This is a genomic window from Streptomyces sp. JH34, assembly GCF_029428875.1.
In the GTDB taxonomy this organism is placed as follows: domain Bacteria; phylum Actinomycetota; class Actinomycetes; order Streptomycetales; family Streptomycetaceae; genus Streptomyces.
Genome location: NZ_JAJSOO010000001.1, coordinates 5,196,456 through 5,221,577 on the forward strand (window position 1 = coordinate 5,196,456; position 25,122 = coordinate 5,221,577).

Consider the following 25,122-nt stretch of genomic DNA (forward strand, 5'->3'; position numbering starts at 1 on the left):
GACCTCTCCGGCTCTCAGCCCGCGAGAGGGGTGAGGACCAGCGGCTGGACCGTGCCGTCCAGCATCGCGCCCAGCCCCAGGACGGAACAGACGTCCGGCCGTTCGGCGATGTTCACCGGCACGCCCGTCGCTTCGCGCAGCATCTGGTCGAACCCCGGCAGCAGGGCGCTTCCACCGACCATCATGATTCCGGACTCCGCGATGTCAGCCACCAGGTCGGGCGGGCAGTCGCGCAGCACCTTGCCCAGCCCGTCGAGCACGGCGGTGAGCGGGGCGTGGATCGCCTGGCGTACGGCTGCGGTGTCGACCTGCACCGAACGGGCCAGGCCGGTGGCCACGTCACGCCCGTGGATCTCCGTCACCGCCGGACCGTTGAGCGTGAGGCCGTTGCCCCGGAGCGCCAGTTGCAGGGGGCGCACCGACTGGCTGGGCAGCATCAGCTGGTGGTGCTGGCGCAGGTGCTGGATCACCGCGTTGTCGATGGCCTCGCCGCCGATCGGGATGCGTACGGCGGTCACGATCGAGCCGAGCGAGAGCACGGCGATCTGGGTGGTCGCCGCCCCGCACACCATGATCATGGTGGCGGTCGGCTGCTCGACCGGCAGTCCGCAGCCGAGGGCCGCCGCGATCAGGGTGTCGACCAGCTCCACCCGCCGGGCCCCGAGCCCCACGAGTGTCTCCACGGTCGCGCGCTGGGCCAGCGGATCGGCGTCGTGCGGGGTGCAGGCGGCGGCCCGCAGCCGGGGCTTGCGGCGCAGCTGGCGGCGGAGCTTCTCGCCGAGCAGGTGCCGCAGCATGCGCTGCGCCATGTCGATGTCGACGACGGTCCCGCCCGAGACCGGGCGGGCCACCCGGATGTAGGCGGGCGTACGGCCGGTCATCTGTTCGGCGAGCGCGCCGACCGCGATGAGCGAGCCGGTGCGCGTGTTCACGGCGGCGACACTGGGCTCGTCGACGACGAGACCCACTCCCTTGACGAACACGCGGGTCCTCGAGGCCCCGAGATCGACGGCGATGTGGCAACGGCGCAACTGTTCGAGACTGACGGTCACGGCAAGGTCTCCCGAGAGCGCTGGCGGCGGGCACCGGCGGCAGCCGGTCCTCCCTGCATCGTCACGCCGCGGCGGGGGAGGCGCGCGTTGGGTGGGCCGTAGGGGGGAACCGGAGCTGACGGCGCGACAGATCTCAGGCGAAGCGCGGCAGCAGTCGCTGGAACAGCCCCCAGGTGAACTCCGCGACACAGGGCCGCCCGTCGGCCGGATCGGTGAAGGCCAGTGCCCAGCGGGTCGGCGCGCTGCCCTCCATGGGCCGCACCGGGGCGAAGGCCCTGGCCACCTCGTCCACGGTGCAGGACCAGGGGCGCAGGTCGGCGGCCGTGCGCGGCTCGGGGTCCGCCGAACCGGGGGCGCGGACGAGCCATTCGTTCCACACCGCTCCACCGGGACCCGCCATCACCTCGAACCGCAGGTCCGGCCAGAGCGGCAGCGGCCACAGCAGCGCGTCGCACTCCAGGTCGCCGACCTTGCGGCGTACGGACGACTCGGGCTCACCCAGGACGGAGCGGTAGCGGCGCAGTGCCCCCCTGCCGCGCGGGGCGCGCAGCATCGCCTGCCAGCGGCGGTTCGCCTCCCGCATGTCGGCGAGCGACGCGCTCAGTTCGTGACGGGCGTCCTCCACGAGGTCCGGCTGGTGGTCGGCCATCCGGCGCAGCAGGACGAGCTGGAACTGGAGAGGCCCGAACGGGACGGGAGCGGTCATGGAACCCATCCTGCCGCGTGTCACGAGCAGGGGACGTCGCGCATCGGAGTCCCGCATTCCACACAGGATCCTCACCTGTGTGCCTTCCTGTGGCGTTCCCCGGCCGTCTAGTCTGCGGGCGCGATGGATTACTGTCACCCGTGCCAACGGCACCTCAACGGGGCGCTCGCCTGCGCCGGTTGCGGGACACCCGCCGACGCGCTGGCCCCCTACGCCGTCGTCGCCGAACGCTCGAGCCGCGCCGCGGAGCCCGCCGGGGAGACCCCGGAAGCCGCCGACGCCGGCGGCCACCGTCGCCGTGCCCGGGGCGCCACCCGGCGGCGCGGCCGTCGTACGCACCGCCGGCGCGGCCGCGCGCTGCTCCTGACGGCGGTGGGTGTGGTGCTCGCGCTGGGTGCGCTCAGTCTGGCCGAGCTGGCCATGGAGCCCGGTGGCGACAGCGGGGCCTCGGAGTACGTCAGCGAGGCGACGTCCTCCGCCACGGAGCCCTTTCCGTCGGCCTCGTCGAGCACGGAGCCCGACGAACCCGGTCCGGTGGACGTGCCCACCGTGGCGCCGGTCACCGATTCCCACTCGGCCACGGCGACGGAGGGTCCCGTCGTCGACGGGGCGACCGGGGCCGCCTCTCAGGCGCCCGCGCCCGTGGAGACCTCGGCTTCCGTGCCGGCACCGGGCACACCGGATCCGGAGGTGACCGGGTCACCGGCCGAGCCGCCGGGCCCGGGCACCCCGTCGGCGGATCCCACGCAACCGGAGCCCTCGGAGGAACCCACTCCCACGCCGACGCCCACCGAGACCTGCCGATGGTGGATCTTCTGCTGACGCGGCGCTGACGGGGGCTGACGCGGTCCGACCCGGGTCCGACGCGGTCTGACCCCGGTTCGAAGCAGGGCTCACGCGGGCTCGGCGCTCCGGTCAGGCGGCGTCCTCGCCGAGCATCCGGCGCAGCAGGTCGCGCAGTACCGTGCGCTCCGCCTCCGACAGCTCGGCGAGCGGCTCCCGCGCGAAGTCCAGCGCTTCCCGCAGCTGCTCCGCCGTCCGGATGCCCTCCTCGGTCGGGGCGGCGAGCTTCACCCGCCGGTCCGCCGGGTCCGGGCGGCGTTCCACCAGGCCACGGAGCTCCAGCCGGTCGACTATGCCCGTGATGTTGGACGGTTCACACTTCAGCTTCCGGGCGACCTTGCGCATGGGCATCGGCTGCAGCGAGAGCAGCCCGAGGACCCTGGCCTGCGCGCCGGTCAGCGCGTGCGTGGCCGCGGCCCGGTCGTACTCCTCGTGGTAGCGCGCCACGACTCCGCCGATGAGCTGGATGACGTCGAGGGTGAGCGGGTCGGTTCGCGAGGAGGCCATGACACCCAGGGTACCGAATTACTTGACAAGGTGAAATATCTGGACGCATGGTTGTTTCACGTCCTGAAGCTTTTCGCTTCGCCCCCGTACGACATCGAGGAGAACCCGAGCCCATGTCTGCACTTCCCACGTCCAGCCGCGAATGGCACCTCGTCGCCCGCCCGCACGGCTGGCCCGAGCCCACGGATTTCGCGCTGCGCGAGGCGCCGGTGTCCGCCCCCGGTGAGGGCCGCGTCCTCGTCCGCAACCTCCACTTCTCGGTCGACCCCTACATGCGCGGCCGGATGAACGACGTGAAGTCCTACACCCCGCCCTTCAAGCTCGACCACCCCATGGACGGCGGCGCGGTCGGCGAGGTCATCGCGTCGAACGCCGAGGGCTTCGCCGTGGGCGACCACGTCCTGCACGGTCTCGGCTGGCGCGAGTACGCCGACGTCCCGGCCAAGCACGCGGTCAAGGTCGACGCCTCGCTGGCCCCGCTGTCCGCCTACCTCGGCGTGCTCGGCATGACCGGGCTCACCGCCTACGCCGGCCTGTTCGACGTCGCCTCCTTCAAGGAGGGTGACGCGGTCTTCGTCTCCGGCGCGGCCGGTGCGGTCGGCAGCCAGGTCGGCCAGATGGCGAAGCTCAAGGGCGCCTCCCGGGTCATCGGCTCGGCCGGCTCCGACGAGAAGGTCAAGCTCCTCACCGAGGAGTACGGCTTCGACGCGGCCTTCAACTACAAGAACGGCCCCGTCCGCGAGCAGCTCGCAGAGGCCGCCCCCGACGGCATCGACGTCTACTTCGACAACGTCGGCGGTGAGCACCTGGAAGCCGCGATCTCCTCGATGAACGTCCACGGCCGGGCCACCATCTGCGGGATGATCGCCCAGTACAACGCCACGGAGCCCACCCCGGGCCCGCGCAACCTGGCGCTCGTCATCGGCAAGCGGCTGCGCCTGCAGGGCATGCTCGTCGGCGACCACGCCGATCTCCAGCCGCAGTTCGTCCAGGAGGTGGCCGGCTGGCTGGCCTCCGGCGAGCTGAAGTACAACGAGACGAAGGTCCAGGGCATCGAGAACGCCTACGACGCCTTCGTCGGCCTGCTGCGCGGCGAGAACACCGGCAAGATGATCGTCTCGCTGGACGCCTGACGGCTCCCGGCCCGGTTCGTGGCCGTCGCGCGAATCCCGCGACGGCCGCGGGCCGGGCCGTCGTCGTCCGCCGCCGCCCGTCGGGCCCGTCACCGAGCCGGGCGGTCCGAGGGCGGCCACACGTACGGAAGGTCGGGCGGCACGTCGGGGAACAGCGGCCGGTAGTAATCGGGGTCCTTGCGCACCAGTGCGGAGCGATGGCTCTCGTGCAGTGCCTCGTCACCCAGCCACGGGGGCAGTTCCCCCGCCGCCGCGAGCTCCGCGGCCGACCGGACGGCGGTGCGCCCGAGCGACCCGGCGAGGTCCGCGCGCAGGGTCGTGGCGCAGGTGTCCGCCCTGCCCCCGGTGGTCCACACGGCGCACACGTCCAAGCCGTACCGCACGAGTGCCTCCTCGTACCCGGTCCACATCCGGACCGCGGGGTGGTGGCGCCAGCCGTAGCCGGGGACGGTGAGTCCCCGCAGCACCTGGATCGCCTCGACCCGCTGCTTGCCCAGTCTGCGGGGGTCCAGCGCGGCGGCGCTCGTGACGAAATCGGCGTACGGCAGGAATGTCTGCATCATCCATCCCTATCCCGTGCGCGCCCGGCGGCGGTCCCGCCCGCGCGCCGTCACCCGTTAGGCTCGGCCCAGGCCGTCGCGGTCGTGGGCGCGAGCCGCGGCGCATCAGCAGGAGGAATCACCGGTATGACGATCCAGCACATAGACGTGGCCTACACCGCCGTCGCCACCGCCGAGAACGGCCGTGACGGCCGTGTCTCCACCGACGACGGCAAGCTCGACGTCGTGGTCAACCCGCCGAAGGAGATGGGCGGCAGCGGCGCGGGGACCAACCCCGAGCAGCTCTTCGCGGCCGGCTACAGCGCCTGCTTCCAGGGTGCGCTCGGCGTGGTCGCCCGTCAGGAGAAGGCCGACATCACGGGTTCGACGGTGACCGCGTCGGTCTCCATCGGAAAGACCGAGGCGGGTGGCTTCGGCCTGGAGGTCGCGATCAGCGCCTCCATCCCGAACGTCGACACGGCCACCGCGCAGGCGCTCGTCGAGAAGGCGCACCAGGTGTGCCCGTACTCGAACGCCACCCGGGGCAACATCAAGGTCGAGCTGTCGGCCGGCTGAGCTCCAGCTCCTCGCACACGCCCGAGGGCCGCATCCCGTCACGGGGATGCGGCCCTCGGCCGTGTGCGGCCGTCCCGCATCAGGAAGAGCGCGCGCAAGGGCATTGACTGCCGCGGAGGTTGAAAACTACGGTCCGTTCGAGTTCACGATCAGCATCCGAAATATCGAACGAGTAAGGAAGCCATGACCCGCACCGCGCGCTTCACCCTCGACCCGGCCTTCACCGTCGGCGACGTGGACCCCCGGCTCTTCGGCTCCTTCGTCGAGCACCTCGGCCGCTGCGTCTACGACGGCATCTTCGAGCCCGGCCACCCGTCGGCGGACGAGGCCGGACTGCGCACCGACGTCCTGGACCTCGTCCGCGAACTCGGCGTCACCGCGATCCGCTACCCGGGTGGCAACTTCGTCTCCGGCTACCGCTGGGAGGACAGTGTCGGCCCCGCCGACGAACGCCCCCGCCGTCTCGACCTCGCGTGGCGCTCCACCGAGACGAATCGTTTCGGCCTCTCGGAGTACATCGACTTCCTCCGGAAGGTCGGCCCGCAGGCCGAACCGATGCTCGCGGTCAACCTCGGCACCCGCGGCGTCCAGGAGGCCATCCAGCTCCAGGAGTACGCCAACCACCCGTCCGGCACCGAACTCTCCGACCGCCGCGTCGCGCACGGCGACAAGGACCCCTTCGGGATCAAGCTGTGGTGTCTGGGCAACGAGATGGACGGCCCGTGGCAGACCGGGCACAAGACCGCCGAGGAGTACGGGCGGCTCGCCGCCGAGACGGCGCGCGCGATGCGGCAGATCGATCCGTCGGTCCAGCTCGTCGCCTGCGGGTCCTCCAGCCGCGCCATGCCGACCTTCGCGGCATGGGAGGCGACGGTCCTCGCCGAGACCTACGACGTCGTCGACTACGTCTCGCTGCACGCCTACTACGAGGAGACCGACGGCGACCGCGACTCCTTCCTCGCCTCGGCCGTCGACATGGAGTCCTTCATCGAGAGCGTCGTCGCGACCTGCGACCACGTGGGGGCACGCCTCAAGTCGCCGAAGAAGATCAACCTCTCCTTCGACGAGTGGAACGTCTGGTACATGAGCCGCTTCCAGAAGGAAGCGGAGGAGAACCCGCTCGACTGGCCCGAGGCGCCCCGGCTGCTGGAGGACAACTACAGCGTCACCGACGCCGTCGTCTTCGGCAGCCTGCTCATCGCGCTGCTGCGCCACGCGGACCGGGTGACCGTCGCCTGTCTCGCCCAGCTGGTCAACGTGATCGCGCCGATCATGACCGAGCCAGGCGGGCCCGCCTGGCGTCAGACCACCTTCTTCCCCTTCGCCCAGGCCGCGCGGTACGGGCGGGGCCAGGTCCTGGACGTGCGGGTGGACTCGCCGACGTACGGGACGGCGAAGTACGGCGAGACGGACCTGCTGCACGCCACCGCCGTACGCGACCCGGAGACGGGCGCCGTCACCGTCTTCGCCGTCAACCGCAGCCAGGACGCGGCACTGCCGCTCGAAGTCGCCCTGACCGGGATGGACCTGGACCGGGTCGTCGAGCACCTGGTGGTGGCCGACGCCGACCCGGAGGCGCGGAACACCCTCGCCGAGCCCGAGCGGGTCGTGCCCCACGCCGCCGAGGGCACGGAGCTGTCCGGCGGAACGCTGAAGGCCGTGCTGGAGCCGCTGTCCTGGAACGTGATCCGGCTGGTCTGAGTGCTGGTTCCTGACGTGGGGCGCCCGCGCTGCTCTCATGCCGTCCCGATCGTCCGGGGCGCCCCCGAGGCCGGACGTGGGGTCTGCTTCTTCCGGAGCGGCCCGAACCGGAGGGTGACCTGATGAACGATGGAGGCCCGGTGGAGAGCGAAATGCGGTACGCCGACGAGCTGACCGCCGACGTCGTCCGGGAGGTCGGTGACTTCCTGCTCCCCCGACTGGAACGAGCGGCACGTACTCACCCCTCGGACAGCGAGGAGGCCATCACCGCCTCGGCGCTCGCCGAGGCGGTGGCCACACTGGTCCTCACCCTGGAGGGGACCATCACCGGCCGGACACCCGGCCGCGGCCGCGTCCGCGAGGGGGCTCCGCCGCCCCGGGTGCCTGCCGAGGAGGAACGCCGGGTGCGGGCGGAGGTACGGCTCGAGCGCCTTCGGGAAGACTGGAACCGCCTCTGTGTCCTTGCGGGACACTGGCGCTCCGTACCCGGTCACCAGGACTCCCGCTGGCGCAGGCTCGAGTTCCTGGACGCGGAGGACGAGCGCCGGTACGACCGCCGGCGGGCCGAGGGCCGGATGGAGGGCCACGTGGCCCGACCACCGCGACAGGGCTGACGTCCGGTCCCCGGCGCCGTACCGACGACGGCGGACGGCGCCCTCCCCGGCCGGGGAGGGCGCCGTCCGCGTGCCGCGCGGGGTCAGCGCGCCGAGAAGGCGTGCACCGTCGTCGAGCGGTAGGTGTCGCCGGGGCGCAGTACCGTCGACGGGAACGACGGCTGGTTCGGGGAGTCCGGGAAGTGCTGCGACTCCAGGCAGAACGCGTCGCCCTGGCGGTAGACCCGCCCCGAGGTGCCGGTCAGCGTGCCGTCGAGGAAGTTCCCCGTGTAGACCTGCATGCCGGGTTCCGTCGTGTACATCTTCATCACCCGGCCCGAGCCGGGGTCCGTGACGGTCAGCGCGTATTCGGGGCGGGCCGTGATCCCCTTGTCCAGCACGTAGTTGTGATCGATTCCCTGCCCGTACCCGACCTGCTCGTGCGGGGTGCGGACGGCCTCCCCGACGGCCCGGGACCGCCTGAAGTCGAACGGCGTACGCGCCACAGGGGCGAGCTCTCCCGTCGGGATCAGCGTCGCGCCGACCGGCGTGTAGCGCGCCGCCGCCAGCTCCAGCAGGTGCCCGTCGACGCTGCCGCTGCCCTCGCCCGCCAGGTTGAAATAGGTGTGGCTGGTCAGGTTGAGGACCGTGGCGCGGTCCGTGGTCGCCGTGTAGTCGATGCGCCACTCACCCCGTGAGGTGAGGGTGTAGACGACACGGACGGCGAGCGCGCCCGGATAGCCGGCCTCGCCGTCCGGGCTGGTCCGGGTCAGGACCAGCCCGACGTCACCGCGTCCGGTGAACGGCTTCACGTCCCAGACCCGCTTGTCGAAGCCCTGGTCACCGCCGTGCAGGCTGTTGGGGCCGTCGTTGACGGGCAGTTGGTGCGTGACACCGTCGAGGGTGAAACGGCCCCCGGCGATCCGGTTGCCGTACCGCCCGATCAGCCCGCCGAAGTACGGGGACTTCGCCACGTAGTCCGGCAGGCCGCCGAAGCCGAGCGACACGTTCGCCGTCCGGCCCCGGCGGTCGGGGATCTCGAGGGACTGGACGACACCGCCCCAGGAGAGGACCTTCAGCCGGGTCCCGCCGTTGGCGAGGGTCCAGCGGTGCACCTTCGTCCCGTCGGCGAGCGTGCCGAAGAGCTCCTTGGACGGGGTGTGTCCGGTGGCGGAGGCGTGCGCGGCGGGGGAGCCCGCCGCCACGGCCAGCCCGGCGGCGGCCGTGGCCGCCAGGACGGTGCGTCTGCTGGTTCCGGTGGTGAAGGTCATGAAACAACTCCTGTCGGATGAAGGGGCGTTACGAGCCGACCTTGCGCTTGTTCCATACGTCGAACCCGACCGCGGCCAGCAGGACGAAGCCCTTGATGACCTGCTGGTAGTCGGTTCCGATACCCACGAGGTTCATACCGTTGTTCAGCACGCCCAGGACCAGACCACCGATGATCGCGCCGAGGACCGTGCCCACGCCGCCGCTCATCGACGCGCCGCCGATGAACGAGGCGGCGATGGCCTCCAGCTCGAAGTTGAGGCCCGCCTTGGGAGAGGCCGCGTTGAAGCGGGCGGCGAAGACCAGACCCGCCAGGGCCGCGAGCATGCCCATGTTCAGGAAGACCAGGAAGGTGACCTTCTTGTCCTTCACACCCGACAGCTTGGCCGCGGGCAGGTTGCCGCCGATGGCGTAGATGTGGCGGCCGATGATCGCGTTGCGCATCAGGTAGCCGAACCCGACGACCAGCACACCGAGGATGAGCAGCACGACCGGTGCGCCCTTGTAGCTGGCGAGCAGCAGGGTGACCACGAGGACGGCCGAGACGAGGGCGACCAGCTTCAGCAGGAAGAGCTTGGCCGGCAGCACCTCCAGGGCGAACTCCTGCTGGCGCTTGCGGTCACGGACCTCCTGGAGCACCACGAAGGCGATCAGCGCGAAGCCCAGCAGCAGCGTGAGGTTGTGGTAGTTGGTGCTCGGCCCGACCTCGGGCAGGAAGCCGTTGGCTATCTCCTGCAGGTCCTTCGGGAAGGGGCCGAGGGTCTGCCCCTTCAGGAAGATCTCCGTCAGACCGCGGAAGAGCAGCATGCCCGCGAGGGTCACGATGAACGACGGAATGCCGAGGTAGGCGATGAAGAACCCCTGCACCGAGCCCGCGACCGCGCCGATGGCCAGGCACAGCACCACCGCGAGCGGCCAGGGCATGTCGTGTTCGACCATCAGCACGGCGGCCATGGCGCCGATGAACGCCGTCAGCGAGCCGACCGAGAGGTCGATGTGGCCCGCGATGATGACGAGCATCATGCCGATCGCGAGGATCAGGATGTAGCTGTTCTGCAGCACCAGGTTGGAGACGTTGCGCGGCAGCAGCAGGTCGCCGTCCGACCACACCGCGAACAGCACCACGATCAGGCCGAGCGCCATCAGCATGCCGTACTGACGCATGTTGCGGCGCATGCCGTCCAGCACCAGCTGCAGCAGGCCGTCGCCCGAAGCCGCCTTGCTCTTGCCGGGGGGCGCGGGGGCCGGGGTCCGGTCGGTGACGTCCGTGCTCATCGGGTTACCTCTTTGTCCTTCGTCATCTGACGCATCAGCGCTTCCTGCGATGCCTCGGCCCGCGAGAACTCGCCCGTCAGCCGTCCCGCGGCCATCGTGTAGATGCGGTCGCACATGCCGAGCAGCTCCGGCAGTTCGGAGGATATGAAGACGACCGCCTTGCCCTGGGCGGCCAGCTGGTCGATGACCGTGTAGATCTCGTACTTGGCGCCCACGTCGATACCGCGCGTGGGCTCGTCCAGGATCAGCACCTCGGGACCGGCGAAGATCCACTTGCTGAGGACGACCTTCTGCTGGTTGCCGCCGGACAGCTTGCCCACCGGCTCGAAGACGGTCGGCGCCTTGATGTTCATGGACTTCCGGAAGTCCTCAGCGACCTGCCGCTCCCCGTGCTCGTCGACCACACCTCGTTTGGCGACCTTGCCCAGCGCGGTCAGCGAGATGTTCCGGTTGATGGTGTCGATGAGGTTGAGGCCGTAGTGCTTGCGGTCCTCGGTGGCGTACGCGATGCCGTGCGCGACCGCCTCCGGGACGGACTTCGTACGGATCTCGGCGCCGTCCTTCAGGACGGTGCCGCCCGCGTACCGGCCGTAGGAGCGGCCGAAGACGCTCATCGCCAGCTCGGTGCGGCCGGCGCCCATGAGCCCGGCGAGGCCGACGATCTCACCTCGCCGCACCTCGATCGAGACGTCGTCGACGACCTTGCGCTGCTGGTCGATGGGGTGGTGGACGGTCCAGTTGCGGATCTCCAGAGCGGGCGCGGTGCCCTCCTCAGGATGGTGCGGGGTCCGGTCCGGGAAACGGTTCTCCAGGTCACGGCCCACCATTCCGCTGATGATCCGGTCCTCGGTCGTCCCCTCCGCCTTCACGTCGAGCGTCTCGATGGAGCGCCCGTCGCGGATGATCGTGACCGAGTCGGCGACCCGGCGGATCTCGTTCAGCTTGTGCGAGATGATGATCGAGGTCATGCCCTGTTCCTTCAACGAGAGGATCAGGTCGAGGAGTTTGCCGCTGTCCTCGTCGTTGAGAGCCGCCGTCGGCTCGTCGAGGATGAGCAGCTTCACCTTCTTCGACAGGGCCTTGGCGATCTCCACCAGCTGCTGCTTGCCCACGCCGATGTCGGCTACGCGGGTCTCCGGATGCTCGTCGAGGCCGACCCGGCGCAGCAGTTCACCGGCGTGCCTGAGGGTGTCGTTCCAGTTGATGAGCCCGCGCTTGGCGTGCTCGTTGCCGAGGAAGATGTTCTCCGCGATGGAGAGGTACGGCACCAGCGCCAGCTCCTGGTGGATGATCACGATGCCGTGCTGCTCGCTCGCCCGGATGTCCTTGAAGCGGCAGGTCTCGCTCTCGAAGAGGACGTCCCCTTCGTAGCTGCCGTGCGGATGGACGCCGGAGAGCACCTTCATCAGGGTCGACTTGCCGGCGCCGTTCTCACCGCAGATGGCGTGGACCTCGCCCTGACGGACGGTCAGTGTGACGTCCGAAAGCGCTTTGACACCGGGAAAGGTCTTGACGATCGAGCGCATTTCCAGGACGGGTCCCGCCATGGTCTTGCCTTCCAATCCTTGAGGGGTGCCCGGTTACTTGAGGTCGTTCTCGGTGTAGTAGCCGTCGTCGATGAGGGCCTGCTTGTAGTTGGCCTTGTCGACGCTGACCGGCTGCAGCAGGTAGGCGGGGACGACCTTGACACCGTTGTCGTAGGACTTGGTGTCGTTGACCTCGGGCTTCTTGTCGTTCAGGGCGGCGTCCACCATGTTCGAGGCGACCTTCGCCAGCTTGCGCAGGTCCTTGTAGACGGTCTGCGTCTGGTCACCCGCGATGATCGACTTCACGGATGCGAGCTCGGCGTCCTGGCCGGTGACGACCGGCATCGGCTTGGCCTTGGTGCCGTAGCCGTCCGACTTCAGGGCGGAGAGGATGCCGATGGAGATGCCGTCGTACGGGGAGAGCACGGCGTCGACCTTGGCGCTGCGGTAGCTGGACGTCAGCAGGTCGTCCATGCGCTTCTGCGCGGTGCCGCCGTCCCAGCGCAGGGTGGTTACCTGGTTGAGGGCGGTCTGCTTGGACCGGACGACCAGCTCGCCCTTGTCGATGTGGGGCTTGAGGACGTTCATCGCGCCCTGGAAGAAGTACTTGGTGTTGTTGTCGTCGTTGGAGCCGGCGAACAGCTCGATGCTGAAGGGCCCCTTCTTGCCGTCCGCCAGGCCCAGCTTGTCCACGATGTACGAGCCCTGCAGCTCGCCGACCTTCTCGTTGTCGAACGAGGCGTAGTAGTCGACGTTCTCCGTGCCGAGGATCAGCCGGTCGTAGGAGATCACCGGGATGTCGGCGTCCTTGGCCTGCTGCAGCACGTTGTTGAGGGACTTGTTGTCGATCGCGGCGACGATCAGGGCGTCCACGCCCTGGGTGATCATGTTCTCGATCTGCGAGACCTGCTGGTCCGGGTCGTCCTCGCCGTAGACGAGCTTGGTCTTGTAGCCCTTCGACTTCAGTTCCTTCACGACGTTGGCGCCGTCGGAGATCCAGCGTTCGGAGGACTTGGTCGGCATCGCGACGCCGATGGTGGCGCCGTCGGCGCCACCCTTCTTCTCCTCGCCGCCGCCTTCGCTGTTCTGGCCGCAGGCGGTCAGAGCGAGGGCGAGGGAGGCGGCGGAGGCGACGGCGGCGAGTGCGGCTCTGCGGTTGCGCATAGTCATCATCCTTGATGTGTGTCAGAGCTCGGTCCGGTTGTGCCGGAACGCTGAGGGCAGATCGACCGAGAACAGGTGTGTGGGATTGTGCGCGGCTGTGTCTTCTTTTGGGGAGAGTGTTTCCGGAACGTTATGACGAGATCGCGAACCGGTTGAGCGGGCCCGGGAGCCGGCTGCCGAGCGGGGCCATCCCGCCGTCTGCCCCGTGCCGCGCGAGCAGGTCCAGCGCGAGCCTGCCGCGCCTCACCCGCTCCTTGGCGGTGGACAGTGCCAGCTCCCTCATGTGCTGGCCGTAGGGGTAGATCCCGGGTGACTTGGCGAGGCCGAACTTCAGGTACAGCGGGGCGCCCCGCCGGATCAGTTCGGCGACCTCGTACATCCGCACATAGCCGCCGAGGTCGTCCGGCGCCTCGATGTAGAGGTCCATCGGAGCCCTCGACACCCGTCGGATCTCGGTGAACTGAGCGAGCGTCAGGTCGGAGGGGATGTTGATCGAGTCGGCGCCGAGCTGCTCGAACACGGCGTACGAGGCGGGGTTCACCGGCCCGATGAGCGCCGACACCTTGAAGGTGGTGTCCGCGGGCAGGACGCCCTGCTCGCGCAGCCGGTGCAGGGTCCACAGCACCCCCTCGTCGGCGACGAGCAGGCACTTCACGCCGAGCTCGGTGGCGCGCAGGGCGTCCTCGACACAGCCGGCCAGGGCGTCGTGGCCACGCGAGCGCAGCCCGGCACCGCCGGAGTCCGTACGGACCGAAGCGCCGGTGTCCCAGGTGCCGCGCGGCCCCGTGAACAGGCAGAGCTCGATGTCCCGTTCGGCGCAGCCCTCCACCATCTCGGTGATCTCGGCGTCCGTCAGCATCCAGACGCCGCTGCCCTGACTGACGCGGTGGACCGGGACGTCGAGCCTCGCGGACTCCTTGAGCACGACACCGAGGGCCTCCGGGCCCTCCACGGACGGAACCTCGGTGCGCCAGCTCCCGCCGTCGGGGAAGGAGTGCGGCGAGGCGTCCGCCGGGGACAGGGGGGCCGGGCCGAGGCCGAGCGCGGCGAGCGCCGCGCCACCGGGACGGCGGGCGCCGGCGGCACCGGGGGAAGAGGCAGGGGCGTCGTTCACGACTGGTCCTTCACGTTCGGTATTTCGGACGAAGTTCGGATCTTTGGGGGTACGCCGGTACGGAGGCGGTCAGGACGCCGCAGTACCGGCGTACGGATCAGGGCGTGCACCTCATGGCCGCAGCAGCACCTTCCCGGTCTCCGGGTCCCCGGATCCCACCAGCGCCACCGCCTCGGCGAACCGCTCCAGCGGGAACTCGTGGGTGATCAGCGGTGCCGGGTCGAGCAGCCCGGCCGTGAACGCCCGCACCGCGTAGGACCAGGCCGCCGAGGGCGCCCCGAAGACGCTGCGCACGGTGAGCTGGCTCAGCGACAGGTGCACCGGGTCGATGCCCACGGCCCCCGGGGTGAACATCCCGGTCAGCACCACCCGCCCGCCACGACGCGCCAGCAGGCACGCGTCGGCCGCGGTGGACGGCGCGCCGGCGGTCTCCACGACCAGGTCGTAGCGGCCCCGCACCTCCTCCGCCTCCTCGGGCGTCCGGGCCTCGCTCGCCCCGAAGTCCAGTGCCTGGGCGGCCCGCCCCTCCCTCGGGTCGATCACGGTGAGTTCCGCGGGCGACACCGCCGCCAGCAACTGCACCGCGAGCAGCCCCAGTGTCCCCGCCCCCAGCACGGCGATGCGCTCGCCGGGCTCGGGCGAACCGGCCCGCACCGCCGCTGCGACCACCGCGGCCGGCTCCAGCAGGGCCGCCGCCCGCAGATCGGCGTCGTCGGCCAGCGGATGCAGCAGCCGTGCCGGGACCACCAGGTGGTCGGCGAACGCGCCGGGCCGTGTGAACCCCGTCTCGTCGTAGCCCGCCGTGCACAGGGAGGTCTCCCCGTACCGGCACCGCTCGCAGCGCCCGCAGGCCCGGAAGCCCTCGGCGACCGTGCGCCGCCCGGTCAGCGCGGGGTCGACGCCCTCGCCCACCGCGTCGACGGTCCCCGACCACTCGTGACCCGGCACCACGGGGTAGCGCACGTAGGCCGGGTCGCGGTGGCCGTCGTACACCTCGCGGTCGCTCATGCAGATCCCGGCCGCGGCGACCCGCACCCTGACCTCGCCGGGGCCCGGCTGCGGGAGCGGCCCCTCGCTCAGGGTGTGGTTGCCGGGCCGCTCGATGGTCAACGAGCGCGAGAGCGTGGTCACTTGGGCTGCCTCTTCTCCCAGCCGTCCGCCCACAGGTCGAACCGCGCCTGCTGCTGCGGGAACTCCGCCGCCGCGTCCACGTCCAGCTCCACCCCGAGACCGGGCGCGTCGGAGAGCTCGAAGCAGCCGGTCTCGGGGTCGACGTACGGGGCGCCCTTGACGACCTTCTTGATGTCGGCGTCCGCGAAGTCGTTGAAGTGTTCCAGGATCTTGAAGTTGGGTGTGCAGCCCGCGACCTGGAGGCTGGCCGCGGTCAGTACCGAGCCGCCCACGTTGTGCGGCGCGATCAGTGTGTAGTGGGTCTCCGCGGTCGCCGCGAGCTTCCTGGTCTCCAGGATGCCGCCGATGTGGCCGACGTCCGGCTGGATGATGTCGACGGCCTGCGACTCGAAGAGCTCACGGAACTCGATCCGGTCGTGGATGCGCTCACCCGTCGCGATCGGCAGATCGACCTTCTCGGCGACCTTGCTCAGCGCCTTGAGGTTCTCCGGGGGCACCGGCTCCTCCAGCCAGGCCGGCCTGAAGGGCGCCATCTCGCGGGCGATCCGCACCGCCGTCGACGGGCTGAACCGCCCGTGCATCTCCAGCATCAGCTCGGTGTCGGGGCCGATGGCGTCCCGCACGGCCTCGATGAGGGACACGGCGTAGCGCGTCTCCTCCTGGCCCAGCTCGAAGTGTCCCGTGCCGAAGGGGTCGATCTTCAGCGCGCGGTATCCGCGCTCGACGACTCCCTGAGCCGCCTTGTGGTAGGCCTCCGGGGTGCGCTCGGTGGTGTACCAGCCGTTGGCGTACGCCTTGACCCGGTCCGTGACCTTGCCGCCCAGCAGCTGCCAGACCGGGACACCGAGCGCCTTGCCCTTGATGTCCCAGCAGGCCATCTCGATGACCGCGATGCCGGACATCACGATCTCCCCGGCCCGGCCGTAGTCGCCGTACTTCATGCGCTTGACGAGATCCTCGACCGCGAACGGGTCGGAGCCGTTGATGTGGTTGGCCGACGCCTCCCGCAGATAACCGAGCAGCGCGTCCGTGCGCCCCAGCATCCGGGTCTCGCCGACCCCGGTGAGGCCCTCGTCCGTGTGAACCTGGACGTAGGTGAGGTTGCGCCACGGCGTGCCGACGACATGCGTACTGATTCCGGTGATGCGCACGGATGTTGCCTCTCAACGTGTTCGGTATTTCGTCACTCGTTCGAAATGCTGGCGTGACGTTAATGACGGGCCGGGGGACGTGTCAATGGTTCGCGTAAGACCGGCCGCCCCTTCATGTGCCGACCGGTCTGGGTACGCTGACGCCATGAGTGATCTCGGGGCGGGTTTCGGTTACTTGATCAAGGGCCAGCGCTGGGCCTTCGGGCACGGCCGCTGGTTCGGCTTCGGCCTGCTGCCCGCACTGATCACCCTGGTCGTCTACGCGGGCGCGCTGACCGGACTCGGCTACGGCGCTGACGACTTCGTCGCCTGGGCCACCCCGTTCGCCGACGACTGGTCCTCCCCGTGGCTGGGCCTCCTGCGCAACACCCTGGTCGTCCTGGTCTTCGTGTTCGGGATATTCCTCGCGGTGATCACCTTCACCGCGGTGACCCTGCTGGTGGGCCAGCCGTTCTACGAGTCGCTCTCCGAGGAGGTCGACCGCGGCGAGGGCGGGGAGGTACCCGAGTCGGGCCTGCCGCTCTGGCGCGAACTCTGGATCTCCGCCCGCGACTCCGTCCGCATCCTGGTGCGCGTCGCCCTGTACGGGGTCCTGCTCTTCGCCCTCGGCTTCATCCCCGTCGTCGGGCAGACCGTCATCCCCGTCCTCGGCTTCTGCGTCTCCGGCTACTTCCTCTCCGAGGAGCTCACCGCCGTCGCCCTCCAGCGCCGGGGCATGGTGCTGAAGGACAGGCTCGTGCTGCTGCGCGGCCGCCGCATGATGGTCCTGGGTTTCGGGGTGCCGCTCGCGCTCGCCTTCGTCGTCCCCTTCGTCGCCGTGTTCCTGATGCCGGGCGCCGTCGCCGGGGCCACGCTGCTCGTCCGCGAGCTCACGGCGCCGCCCGCGACGGACCCGCAGCCGGCCTCGCCGTACACCCTGCAGAAGGACTGAGCCCCCCGCGGGCCCCGAGAAGGGGTCAGCGCACCGAGAACCCGTACACCGTCGTGGAGGCGAACTCCTCGCCCGGCCGCAGCACCGTGCTCGGGAACTCCGGGCGGTTCGGGGAGTCCGGGAAGTGCTGCGTCTCCAGGGCGATGCCGGCGCACGGCACGAACGGGTCACCGCCGAGGTGGTCCGCGGTGTACAGCTGGAGCCCCGGCTCCGTCGTACGGACCGTGAGCAGCCGCCCCGACGCCGGGTCGTACAGTTCGGCGACCGGCTCCCCGCCGGTCTCGTCCAGCACGTAGTTGGTGTCGTATCCGGGCCCCACCGGCTTCGGCTCCCGGAAGTCGAACCGGGTCCCCTCCACCGGCACGAACTCCCCCGTGGGGATCGACTGCTCGTCCCCGGGAGTGATCCGCCCGGCCGCGAGCCGCAGTTCGTGCCCGAGGGCGCTCCCGCTCTGCGCCCCGGCAAGGTTCCAGTACGTGTGGTTCGTCAGGCTCACCACGGTCGGCGCGTCCGTCGTCGCCCGGTAGGCGATCCGCAGCGCGCCCACCTCGTCCAGGGTGTACGTCACCGACACCGCCAGCCGCCCCGGGAAGCCCTCCTCGCCGTCCTCGGCGACCAGGGTGAGCCGGACGCCGTCCGGCACCTCCTCGGCGTCCCACACGCGCTTGTCGAAGCCGCGCTCACCGCCGTGCAGCGTGTTGCCGCGCTCGTTCCGCGTGACCCGGTGGGTACGCCCGTCCAGGACGAAGGAGCCGCCCCCGATCCGGTTCGCGTACCGGCCGACCACGGCGCCGAAGTAGGGACCCGCGTGCGTCTCGTACCCCTTGACGTCCGGCAGCCCCAGGGCCACCTCCGCCCGGTCGCCGTCCCTGCCGGGGATCTGGACCGACTGCACCACGGCGCCGTACGTCAGCACCCGCACCAGGGTGCCCTCGCGCTCCAGGGTCCAGCGCCGGACCGGCGTGCCGTCCGTGACCGTGGAGAAGTCCTCGCTGTGTACCGCCGCACCCGTCTTCATGATCAAGAACTTTACGCCGGGGGCCCGGCCGCCGTGACATTGCGGTAAGCGATCTCCGCCAGCCTGGCCTGGCCGTCGCGGCCGGGATGGAACCAGTCCCACTCGCTCAGCTGTTCACCGGTGAAGCGGAAGTCGAAGACCGCCCCGCCGTCGTAGCGGCAGCGCTCGTCCCGCGCGCAGACGTCCCGCAGCACCTCGTTGTACGCGACGACCCGCTCCCGCACCGCGTCGCGTCGTGCGACCGCCGCGGCTCCCATGTCGTCGGCGTCACCCAGCATCGACCGGCAGATCCCCAGCTTCCAGATCTGCTTGCCCAGCGGGTTCTCCCGCCCGGTCGACCAGAGCCGCTTGAGGTCCGGCACGCTCGACACGTACACCTGCGTCTTCGGGGCCGAGGCGCGCAGCTGCCGCATCGAGGCCTCGAAGGAGGTGCGGAAGCCGTCCACCGGAGTCATCAGCTCCACCGAGTCCCGGCAGGCGTCGTTCGCGCCGATCATCACCGTGAGCAGCTCGGGCCGGTCCTTCGCGGCCAGCGCCATCTGCTCGGGCAGCTGCGCCATCCGGGCGCCGGACACGGCGTGGTTCCAGCTGTGCGAGGCCGCCTTCGACGGCCCCAGGAGACGGACGGCGAGGCTGCGCACCCCCGCGTCGGTCCCGGTCGCCCAGGAGACCTCGGGGCAGTCCGCCAGCACCGAGCAGGCGTCGAAGCCCCGCGTGATGGAGTCCCCGACGGCCCCGACGGAGGCGGGACTCGCGTCCCACAGCGGCGTGGGCGAGGCGGACGGACTCCCCGCACCCGCGGTGCTCCGCGGCGATGTGTCCCCGTCGCCGCCGCAGCCCGTGAGTACGGCGGCACCGGTGAGCACGACCGCCGCCAGAGCGGCCCCGGCGCCCCTGGCGCGGCGTCGTGACGGACGCTCAGGCATCCCTGTCCTCTCTCCAGCCACACGGGTGAATCTGCCCCTGGCACATCCACACAGCCCCAGGTGGCGGCCCTCGCGCCCTCGCGGGTGAATGCTCGGAGAATCATGGGCCCGGGACCGACGGTACGTCACACAGGCGGCCCCGGGGCACGGTAGCTTTTCCCCGTCGAACCAGTGGCGCCCCATCGGCCCGCACGGGAAGCAGCGAGTCCGGTAAGTTAACTCACGTCACATACTGTCCCTTTTCAGGAGATTCACTCCCGATGCTGTTTACTGATGACAACCTCGGGATCCGGCCGGGAAGAGGCGGTACGGGCGCGAGGCCGCTAGGAATGGCGAACTTCGTCCCACACTGGAGGTCCCGGTGACGACACGTGGAGTTCTGTACGTCCACTCCGCACCGCGCGCGCTGTGCCCGCACATCGAATGGGCGGTGGCGGGTGTACTCGGTCTGAGAGTCGAGCTGGACTGGATCAGACAGCCGGCCGCACCCGGCACCTGGCGGTCCGAATTCTCCTGGAAGGGCCGCGTGGGTACGGCTTCGGAGCTGGCCTCGGCCCTCCGCGGCTGGGACCTGCTGCGCTTCGAGGTGACCGCGGAACCGTGCCCCACGGCGGAGGGCGAGCGCTACAGCTCCACTCCGGGCCTCGGCATCTTCCACGCCGTCACCGGCATGCACGGCGACATCCTGGTCCCGGAGGACCGGCTTCGGGCCGCGCTGGCGCGTTCCCTGAACGGCGAGACGGACCTGGAGGCCGAGGTCGCGAAACTCCTGGGCAAGCCCTGGGACGACGAGCTGGAGTCCTTCCGCCACGCCGGAGAGGGCGCGCCCGTCAGGTGGCTGCACCAGGTGGTCTGAGGGGGAGGGGCACCGCGCCCGTCCCCGTCACCCCGCCGCGCTGAAACGTTTCCTCCGGCACGCGCCGGGCGGTGCTCCCGCATGCCCGGGCGCAGCTGCGGCGCCGTGCCGCGCGCACGCGGAAGGCCCGCCTCCCGGACCGGGAAGCGGGCCTCGCGGCAGGATCGGATCAGACCGAACGGAACGCCAGCACCACGTTGTGGCCACCGAAGCCGAACGAGTTGTTGATCGCGGCGATCGACCCCTCGGGCAGCGCACGCGGCTCACCGCGCACGACGTCGGCCTCGACGGCCTCGTCGAGGTCGTCGATGTTGATGGTCGGCGGCGCCATGCGGTTGTGCAGTGCCAGCACCGTCGCCACGGTCTCGATGCCGCCCGCGCCACCGAGCAGGTGGCCCGTCATGGACTTCGTGGCCGAGATCGCGACGTGGTCCAGGTCGTCGCCCAGCACCGCACGCAGTGCCTTGATCTCGGCGATGTCGCCCTGCGGTGTGGACGTGGCGTGCGCGTTCAGGTGCACGACCTCCGACGGCTTCAGGTCCGTGGAGTCCAGCAGGTTCTGCATCGCCGCGGCGATGCCGCGCCCGGTGGGCTCGGGCTGCGCGATGTGGTGGGCGTCCGCGGACAGGCCCTGGCCGAGCACCTCGCAGTAGACCCTGGCGCCCCGCGCGGCGGCGTGCTCCGCGGACTCCAGGATCACGACGCCGGCGCCCTCACCGAGGACGAAGCCGTCACGCGCCGTGTCGTAGGGACGAGAGGCCTTCTCGGGCTCGTCGTTGCTCTTCGACATCGCCATCATGTTGGCGAACGCGGCGATCGGGAGCGGGTGGATGGCCGCCTCGGTGCCACCGGCGACGACCACGTCGGCCCGGCCGGTGCGAATCATCTCGACGGCGTAGCCGATCGCCTCGGCGCCCGAAGCACAGGCGGACACCGGGGTGTGGACACCGGCCTGGGCGTTGACCTCCAGGCCGACGTTGGCCGCCGGGCCGTTGGGCATGAGCATGGGAACGGTGTGCGGGGAGACGCGGCGTACGCCCTTCTCCTTCAGCACGTCGTACTGGTCGAGCAGGGTGATCACGCCGCCGATGCCGGAGGCGATGACTGATCCCAGACGCTCGGGCTGGATCTTCTCGTCCTCACCGGCCTTGCCGGTGAAGCCTGCGTCCGCCCACGCCTCGCGGGCCGCGATCAGCGCGAACTGCGCCGAGCGGTCCAGCTTGCGGGCGAGCGGCCTGGGCAGTACCTCGCCGGGGTCCACGGCCGCGAGGGCTGCGATCCGGACGGGCAGTTCGGCGAAACGTTCGCCCTCGAGAGGCTTGACGCCGGAACGACCGGCCATCAGACCTTCCCAGGTCGATGCGGAGTCGCCACCCAGCGGAGTGGTTGCGCCGATACCGGTGACGACCACGGTGCGATTGGTCGGGCTCACTGGAAAATCTTCTCCACGTGTAGAGGGTCGTGAATCAGCGGCGCCACCGCCGGGTGGCGACACACGGGACGGGCTGGGATCAGCCCTGGTGCTTCAGGATGTAGTCGGCGGCGTCGCCGACCGTCTTGAGGTTCTTGACGTCCTCGTCGGGGATCTTGACGTCGAAGCGCTCTTCGGCGGCGACGACGACCTCGACCATGGACAGCGAGTCGACGTCCAGGTCGTCGGTGAAGGACTTGTCCAGCTGGACGTCCTCGACCGGGATACCGGCGATCTCGTTGACGATCTCGGCGAGACCGGTGACGATCTCTTCCTGAGTGGCGGCCATGTTGGCGCTCCTTCGATGTGTTTCTGCAGGGTTCGGGCGAGCGGACCGAAAGGTCCGGTGTGCCTAGGGGAGGGTAACGACCGTCGCGGCGTAGACGAGACCCGCCCCGAAGCCGATGATGAGCGCCGTGTCGCCGCTCTTGGCCTGACCGGTCGCCAGAAGCCGCTCCATTGCGAGCGGAATCGAGGCGGCCGACGTGTTGCCGGTGGTTTCCACGTCACGGGCGACCGTGACGTGCTCCGGCAGCTTGAGCGTCTTCACCATCGAGTCGATGATCCGCATGTTGGCCTGGTGCGGAATGAAGACATCCAGGTCGTCCGGCGAGATCCCGGCGGCCTCCAGCGCCTGCTGGGCGACCTTCGCCATCTCGAAGACGGCCCAGCGGAAGACCGCCTGGCCCTCCTGCGTGATGGCCGGGAACTTGACCTCGCCCCGCTCGTTGAGCGGGAGGTTCGAGACGTCGCCGATGTGGAAGTCGTTCCACGCGACGGTCTGCTTGATCGTCTCGGACTTGTCGCCCTCCGAGCCCCAGACCGTGGGGCCGATGGCCGGGTCCTGGGACGGGCCGACCACGACGGCGCCGGCGCCGTCACCGAAGAGGAAGGCCGTCGCGCGGTCCTCCAGGTCGGTGAGGTCGCTGAGCCGCTCGACACCGATGACGAGGACGTACTCCGCCGAGCCCTCGACGATCATGCCCTTGGCGAGGGTGAGGCCGTAGCCGAAGCCCGCGCAGCCGGCGGAGATGTCGAAGGCGGCGGGCTTGCCCGCGCCGATCCGGTGCGCGATGTCGGTCGCGACCGCCGGGGTCTGCTTGAAGTGCGAGACGGTGGAGACGATGACTCCGCCGATCTGCTCGGGGGTGATCCCCGCGTCGGCGATCGCCTTGCCCGACGCCTCCACGGACATCATGGACACGGTCTCCTCGTCGGAGGCCCAGTGCCGGGTGGCGATGCCGGAGCGGGAGCGGATCCACTCGTCCGACGAGTCGATCGTCTCGAGGATCACCTCGTTGGGCACGACACGGGTCGGGCGGTAGCCGCCCACGCCCATGATCCGTGCGTACGGGGCGCCCTTGCTGGGCTTGATCTTCGACATGCTCTCGGGCTCCTTAGGCGCCTGCGTGCTCGGAGATGAGCGCGCGGGCCGCGTCGAGGTCGTCGGGGGTCTTGAGCGCGAGTGTCCGCACACCGGGCAGCGCGCGCTTGGCGAGCCCGACCAGGGTCCCACCGGGCGCGGCCTCGATGAGCGTGGTGACACCGAGCTCGGCGAAGGTCTCCATGCACAGGTCCCAGCGGACCGGGTTGGCGACCTGGCCGACGAGCCGCGAGATGACCTCGTCGCCGGTGGCGACCGTCTTCCCGTCGGCGTTCGACACGTACGTGATCTTCGGGTCGGTGACCGTCAGGGCGGTGGCGGCGGCACGCAGCTTCTCCACGGCCGGGGCCATGTGGTGCGTGTGGAACGCGCCGGCGACCTTCAGCGGGACGACACGGCGTACGCCTTCGGGCTTGTCCTCGGCCAGCGCGGCGATCTGGGCCGCGGTGCCGGCGGCGACGATCTGCCCGCCGCCGTTGACGTTGGCCGGGGTGAGCCCCAGCTTCTCCAGATGGGGGACCGTGACGTCCGGGTCCCCGCCGAGGAGCGCGGCCATGCCGGTCTCGGTGACCGCGGCGGCCTCGGCCATGCCGAGCCCCCGGGTGCGGACGAAGCGGAGCGCCGCCTCGTCCTCGATGACACCGGCGAGCGCGGCGGCGGTGATCTCACCGACGCTGTGTCCCGCGACGACGCCGGGTGAGACGTCCAGGGCGGCGGCCGAGAGCAGACCCGCGGCGACCAGCAGCGGCTGGGCCACCGCCGTGTCGCGGATCTCGTCCGCGTCCGCCTTCGTGCCGTAGTGGACAAGGTCGAGCCCGATGGCGTCGGACCATCCGGCGACGCGGTCGGCGGCACCGGGGAGTTCGAGCCAGGGAGTCAGGAAGCCGGGCGTCTGAGCGCCTTGGCCGGGAGCGACGAGTACGAGCACCCTCACACTCTCTCTTGTGGACGGCCCAGGACGCCCGTGGGGACAGGGACGAAGAACCGTCAGGGGAATTGTTGAAGTTCGACAAAAGTCTAGGACTGACTGTCTCCGTCGGCCAAGCGCCCCAGGATGAGGGCGATCCGCAGCGTGAACGCGGAACGGACGTCGGAGGGTGACCAGCCGGTGACGTCGGTCACACGTCGCAGCCGGTAGCGCACGGTATTGGGGTGTACGAACAGCATGCGCGCCGCGCCCTCGAGACTGCTCGCCTGCTCCAGATACACACTCAGCGTCTCCAGAAGTGCCGAACCCGCTTCTTCGAGCGGTCTGTAGATCTCCTCCACCAGTTGATCGCGCGCGGCGGGGTCTCCCGCCATCGCACGCTCCGGAAGGAGATCGTCCGACAGGACGGGCCTCGGAGCGTCCTGCCACGCCGAACATGCCTTGAGACCGGCGGCCGCGGCTTGCGCGGACCGGGTGGCCGCGAGCAGGTCGGGCACCACGGGACCGGCGACGACGGGACCGGCCGCATAGGGCCCGATCAGCGATTTCGCCACGTTCAAGGGGTTGTCGCTGCCTCCGGCGATCACGACCAGGCGGTGTCCGAGCACTCCGGTCAGGACCTGGAGCTTGGCGTGCCTGGCCGCCCGTCGGATCGCCTCCACGGTGAGTTCGCTGTCACCGTCGGGCGCGGTGCCGAGGATGACGCACACGTGCTCGGGTGAGTTCCAGCCGAGGGCGGCCGCCCGGGACACGGCGCCCTCGTCCGCCTCGCCGGACAGCACCGCGTTCACCACGAGCGACTCCAGCCGGGCGTCCCACGCGCCACGCGCCTCGGCGGCCTGCGCGTAGACCTGCGCGGTCGCGAAGGCGATCTCGCGCGCGTAGACGAGCAGCGCCTCACGCAGCACCGACTCGTCGCCGGGCGCCGCGACCTCGTCGATCGCGGCCTCCATGACCTCGATCGTCGTACGCACCATCTCCACGGTCTGCCGCAGGGTGATCGCCCTGGTCAGTTCGCGCGGGGCGGTGCCGAACACGTCGGTGGAGATGGCCTGCGGTGTCTCCGGGTGCCGGAACCACTCGGTGAACGCGGCGATACCGGCCTGGGCGACCAGGCCGATCCAGGACCGGTTCTCCGGTGGCATCGCCCGGTACCACGGCAGTGTCTCGTCCATGCGGGCGATGGCGTTCGCGGCCAGCCGGCCGGAGGACTGCTCCAGCCGCTTCAGGGTCGCGGCGTGGAGATGGGCGTCATGCGCGGCGGACTGCTCAGGATCGTGTCGGGGCACGCACACAAGACTGCCTTATCGGGACAGGTGCCCGGTGAG

General features: G+C 70.4%; 25 protein-coding genes. 7 read left to right on the top strand and 18 right to left on the bottom strand.

Annotated elements, in window-relative coordinates:
• Positions 1-14: 14 nt before the first annotated feature.
• Positions 15-1,052: a rod shape-determining protein gene (locus LWJ43_RS23220; RefSeq protein ID WP_277334144.1), complete on the bottom strand. Its 1,038-nt coding sequence runs from the start codon at positions 1,050-1,052 to the stop codon at positions 15-17.
• 133 nt (positions 1,053-1,185) lie between these two features.
• The gene (locus LWJ43_RS23225; protein WP_277334145.1) at positions 1,186-1,758 is read right to left on the bottom strand and encodes an RNA-binding protein; all 573 of its coding nucleotides are present in this window, start codon (positions 1,756-1,758) and stop codon (positions 1,186-1,188) included.
• 123 nt (positions 1,759-1,881) lie between these two features.
• On the opposite strand from LWJ43_RS23225, the gene LWJ43_RS23230 reads away from it, so the two are divergent.
• Positions 1,882-2,580, top strand: a complete 699-nt coding sequence (locus LWJ43_RS23230) for an SCO2400 family protein (RefSeq protein ID WP_277334146.1) — start codon at positions 1,882-1,884, stop codon at positions 2,578-2,580.
• A gap of 93 nt (positions 2,581-2,673) precedes the next feature.
• On the opposite strand, the gene LWJ43_RS23235 is transcribed toward LWJ43_RS23230, so the two are convergent.
• Entirely contained in the window at positions 2,674-3,108 is a 435-nt protein-coding gene (locus LWJ43_RS23235) for a MarR family winged helix-turn-helix transcriptional regulator (RefSeq protein WP_277334147.1), read from the bottom strand.
• Positions 3,109-3,221: 113 nt separating this feature from the next.
• Here LWJ43_RS23235 and LWJ43_RS23240 point away from each other — a divergent pair, with 113 nt between their 5' ends.
• Entirely contained in the window at positions 3,222-4,241 is a 1,020-nt protein-coding gene (locus tag LWJ43_RS23240; RefSeq protein WP_277334148.1) for an NADP-dependent oxidoreductase, read from the top strand.
• A gap of 89 nt (positions 4,242-4,330) precedes the next feature.
• Here the strand turns inward: LWJ43_RS23240 and LWJ43_RS23245 are convergent, their stop codons facing one another.
• Entirely contained in the window at positions 4,331-4,801 is a 471-nt protein-coding gene (locus tag LWJ43_RS23245; protein ID WP_277335969.1) for an MSMEG_6728 family protein, read from the bottom strand.
• Positions 4,802-4,927: 126 nt separating this feature from the next.
• Between LWJ43_RS23245 and LWJ43_RS23250 the strand changes: the two genes are divergently transcribed.
• The 3 genes from LWJ43_RS23250 to LWJ43_RS23260 all read left to right on the top strand — a co-directional run bounded on the left by LWJ43_RS23250 (position 4,928) and on the right by LWJ43_RS23260 (position 7,671).
• Positions 4,928-5,356 (top strand): organic hydroperoxide resistance protein, encoded by a 429-nt coding sequence (locus LWJ43_RS23250; protein ID WP_277334149.1) that lies wholly within the window; start codon positions 4,928-4,930, stop codon positions 5,354-5,356.
• A 183-nt stretch (positions 5,357-5,539) separates the two neighbouring features.
• Positions 5,540-7,057: an arabinosylfuranosidase ArfA gene (arfA, locus tag LWJ43_RS23255; protein ID WP_277334150.1), complete on the top strand. Its 1,518-nt coding sequence runs from the start codon at positions 5,540-5,542 to the stop codon at positions 7,055-7,057.
• A gap of 122 nt (positions 7,058-7,179) precedes the next feature.
• The gene (locus LWJ43_RS23260) at positions 7,180-7,671 is read left to right on the top strand and encodes a hypothetical protein (protein WP_277334151.1); all 492 of its coding nucleotides are present in this window, start codon (positions 7,180-7,182) and stop codon (positions 7,669-7,671) included.
• A gap of 83 nt (positions 7,672-7,754) precedes the next feature.
• Here LWJ43_RS23260 and LWJ43_RS23265 read toward each other — a convergent pair whose 3' ends face one another.
• The 7 genes from LWJ43_RS23265 to LWJ43_RS23295 all read right to left on the bottom strand — a co-directional run bounded on the left by LWJ43_RS23265 (position 7,755) and on the right by LWJ43_RS23295 (position 16,280).
• Complete coding sequence (locus tag LWJ43_RS23265; protein WP_277334152.1) at positions 7,755-8,921, bottom strand: aldose epimerase family protein; 1,167 nt, start codon at positions 8,919-8,921, stop codon at positions 7,755-7,757.
• A gap of 28 nt (positions 8,922-8,949) precedes the next feature.
• Positions 8,950-10,194, bottom strand: coding sequence for a multiple monosaccharide ABC transporter permease (mmsB, locus tag LWJ43_RS23270; protein ID WP_277334153.1), 1,245 nt, complete (start codon positions 10,192-10,194; stop codon positions 8,950-8,952).
• Entirely contained in the window at positions 10,191-11,741 is a 1,551-nt protein-coding gene (gene mmsA / locus LWJ43_RS23275) for a multiple monosaccharide ABC transporter ATP-binding protein (protein ID WP_277334154.1), read from the bottom strand. Before mmsA ends, mmsB begins: the two co-directional genes overlap by 4 nt.
• A gap of 33 nt (positions 11,742-11,774) precedes the next feature.
• Positions 11,775-12,884, bottom strand: a complete 1,110-nt coding sequence (chvE, locus tag LWJ43_RS23280) for a multiple monosaccharide ABC transporter substrate-binding protein (RefSeq protein WP_277334155.1) — start codon at positions 12,882-12,884, stop codon at positions 11,775-11,777.
• A 130-nt stretch (positions 12,885-13,014) separates the two neighbouring features.
• Complete coding sequence (locus LWJ43_RS23285) at positions 13,015-13,998, bottom strand: hypothetical protein (RefSeq protein WP_277334156.1); 984 nt, start codon at positions 13,996-13,998, stop codon at positions 13,015-13,017.
• A 111-nt stretch (positions 13,999-14,109) separates the two neighbouring features.
• Entirely contained in the window at positions 14,110-15,129 is a 1,020-nt protein-coding gene (locus tag LWJ43_RS23290; protein WP_277334157.1) for a zinc-dependent alcohol dehydrogenase, read from the bottom strand.
• Entirely contained in the window at positions 15,126-16,280 is a 1,155-nt protein-coding gene (locus LWJ43_RS23295; protein ID WP_277334158.1) for a mandelate racemase/muconate lactonizing enzyme family protein, read from the bottom strand. The genes LWJ43_RS23290 and LWJ43_RS23295 overlap by 4 nt, the downstream gene beginning before the upstream one ends.
• A gap of 145 nt (positions 16,281-16,425) precedes the next feature.
• Here LWJ43_RS23295 and LWJ43_RS23300 point away from each other — a divergent pair, with 145 nt between their 5' ends.
• On the top strand, positions 16,426-17,211 hold the full coding sequence (locus tag LWJ43_RS23300; protein ID WP_277334159.1) for an EI24 domain-containing protein: 786 nt from the start codon (positions 16,426-16,428) through the stop codon (positions 17,209-17,211).
• A 25-nt stretch (positions 17,212-17,236) separates the two neighbouring features.
• Here LWJ43_RS23300 and LWJ43_RS23305 read toward each other — a convergent pair whose 3' ends face one another.
• Both LWJ43_RS23305 and LWJ43_RS23310 read right to left on the bottom strand, forming a co-directional pair.
• Positions 17,237-18,229, bottom strand: coding sequence for an aldose epimerase family protein (locus LWJ43_RS23305; RefSeq protein ID WP_277334160.1), 993 nt, complete (start codon positions 18,227-18,229; stop codon positions 17,237-17,239).
• An 11-nt stretch (positions 18,230-18,240) separates the two neighbouring features.
• Entirely contained in the window at positions 18,241-19,155 is a 915-nt protein-coding gene (locus LWJ43_RS23310) for an SGNH/GDSL hydrolase family protein (protein WP_277334161.1), read from the bottom strand.
• Positions 19,156-19,516: 361 nt separating this feature from the next.
• Here LWJ43_RS23310 and LWJ43_RS23315 point away from each other — a divergent pair, with 361 nt between their 5' ends.
• Positions 19,517-20,011, top strand: a complete 495-nt coding sequence (locus tag LWJ43_RS23315; RefSeq protein WP_277334162.1) for a DUF3145 domain-containing protein — start codon at positions 19,517-19,519, stop codon at positions 20,009-20,011.
• Between the two features lie 169 nt (positions 20,012-20,180).
• On the opposite strand, the gene fabF is transcribed toward LWJ43_RS23315, so the two are convergent.
• The 5 genes from fabF to LWJ43_RS23340 all read right to left on the bottom strand — a co-directional run bounded on the left by fabF (position 20,181) and on the right by LWJ43_RS23340 (position 25,083).
• Positions 20,181-21,443, bottom strand: coding sequence for a beta-ketoacyl-ACP synthase II (gene fabF / locus LWJ43_RS23320; protein WP_277334163.1), 1,263 nt, complete (start codon positions 21,441-21,443; stop codon positions 20,181-20,183).
• A 79-nt stretch (positions 21,444-21,522) separates the two neighbouring features.
• The gene (locus LWJ43_RS23325; protein WP_014045780.1) at positions 21,523-21,771 is read right to left on the bottom strand and encodes an acyl carrier protein; all 249 of its coding nucleotides are present in this window, start codon (positions 21,769-21,771) and stop codon (positions 21,523-21,525) included.
• A gap of 63 nt (positions 21,772-21,834) precedes the next feature.
• Positions 21,835-22,866: a ketoacyl-ACP synthase III gene (locus tag LWJ43_RS23330; protein WP_014156447.1), complete on the bottom strand. Its 1,032-nt coding sequence runs from the start codon at positions 22,864-22,866 to the stop codon at positions 21,835-21,837.
• A 13-nt stretch (positions 22,867-22,879) separates the two neighbouring features.
• Positions 22,880-23,794, bottom strand: coding sequence for an ACP S-malonyltransferase (locus LWJ43_RS23335; RefSeq protein ID WP_277334164.1), 915 nt, complete (start codon positions 23,792-23,794; stop codon positions 22,880-22,882).
• A gap of 89 nt (positions 23,795-23,883) precedes the next feature.
• Entirely contained in the window at positions 23,884-25,083 is a 1,200-nt protein-coding gene (locus tag LWJ43_RS23340) for a PucR family transcriptional regulator (protein WP_277334165.1), read from the bottom strand.
• Positions 25,084-25,122: the final 39 nt, after the last annotated feature.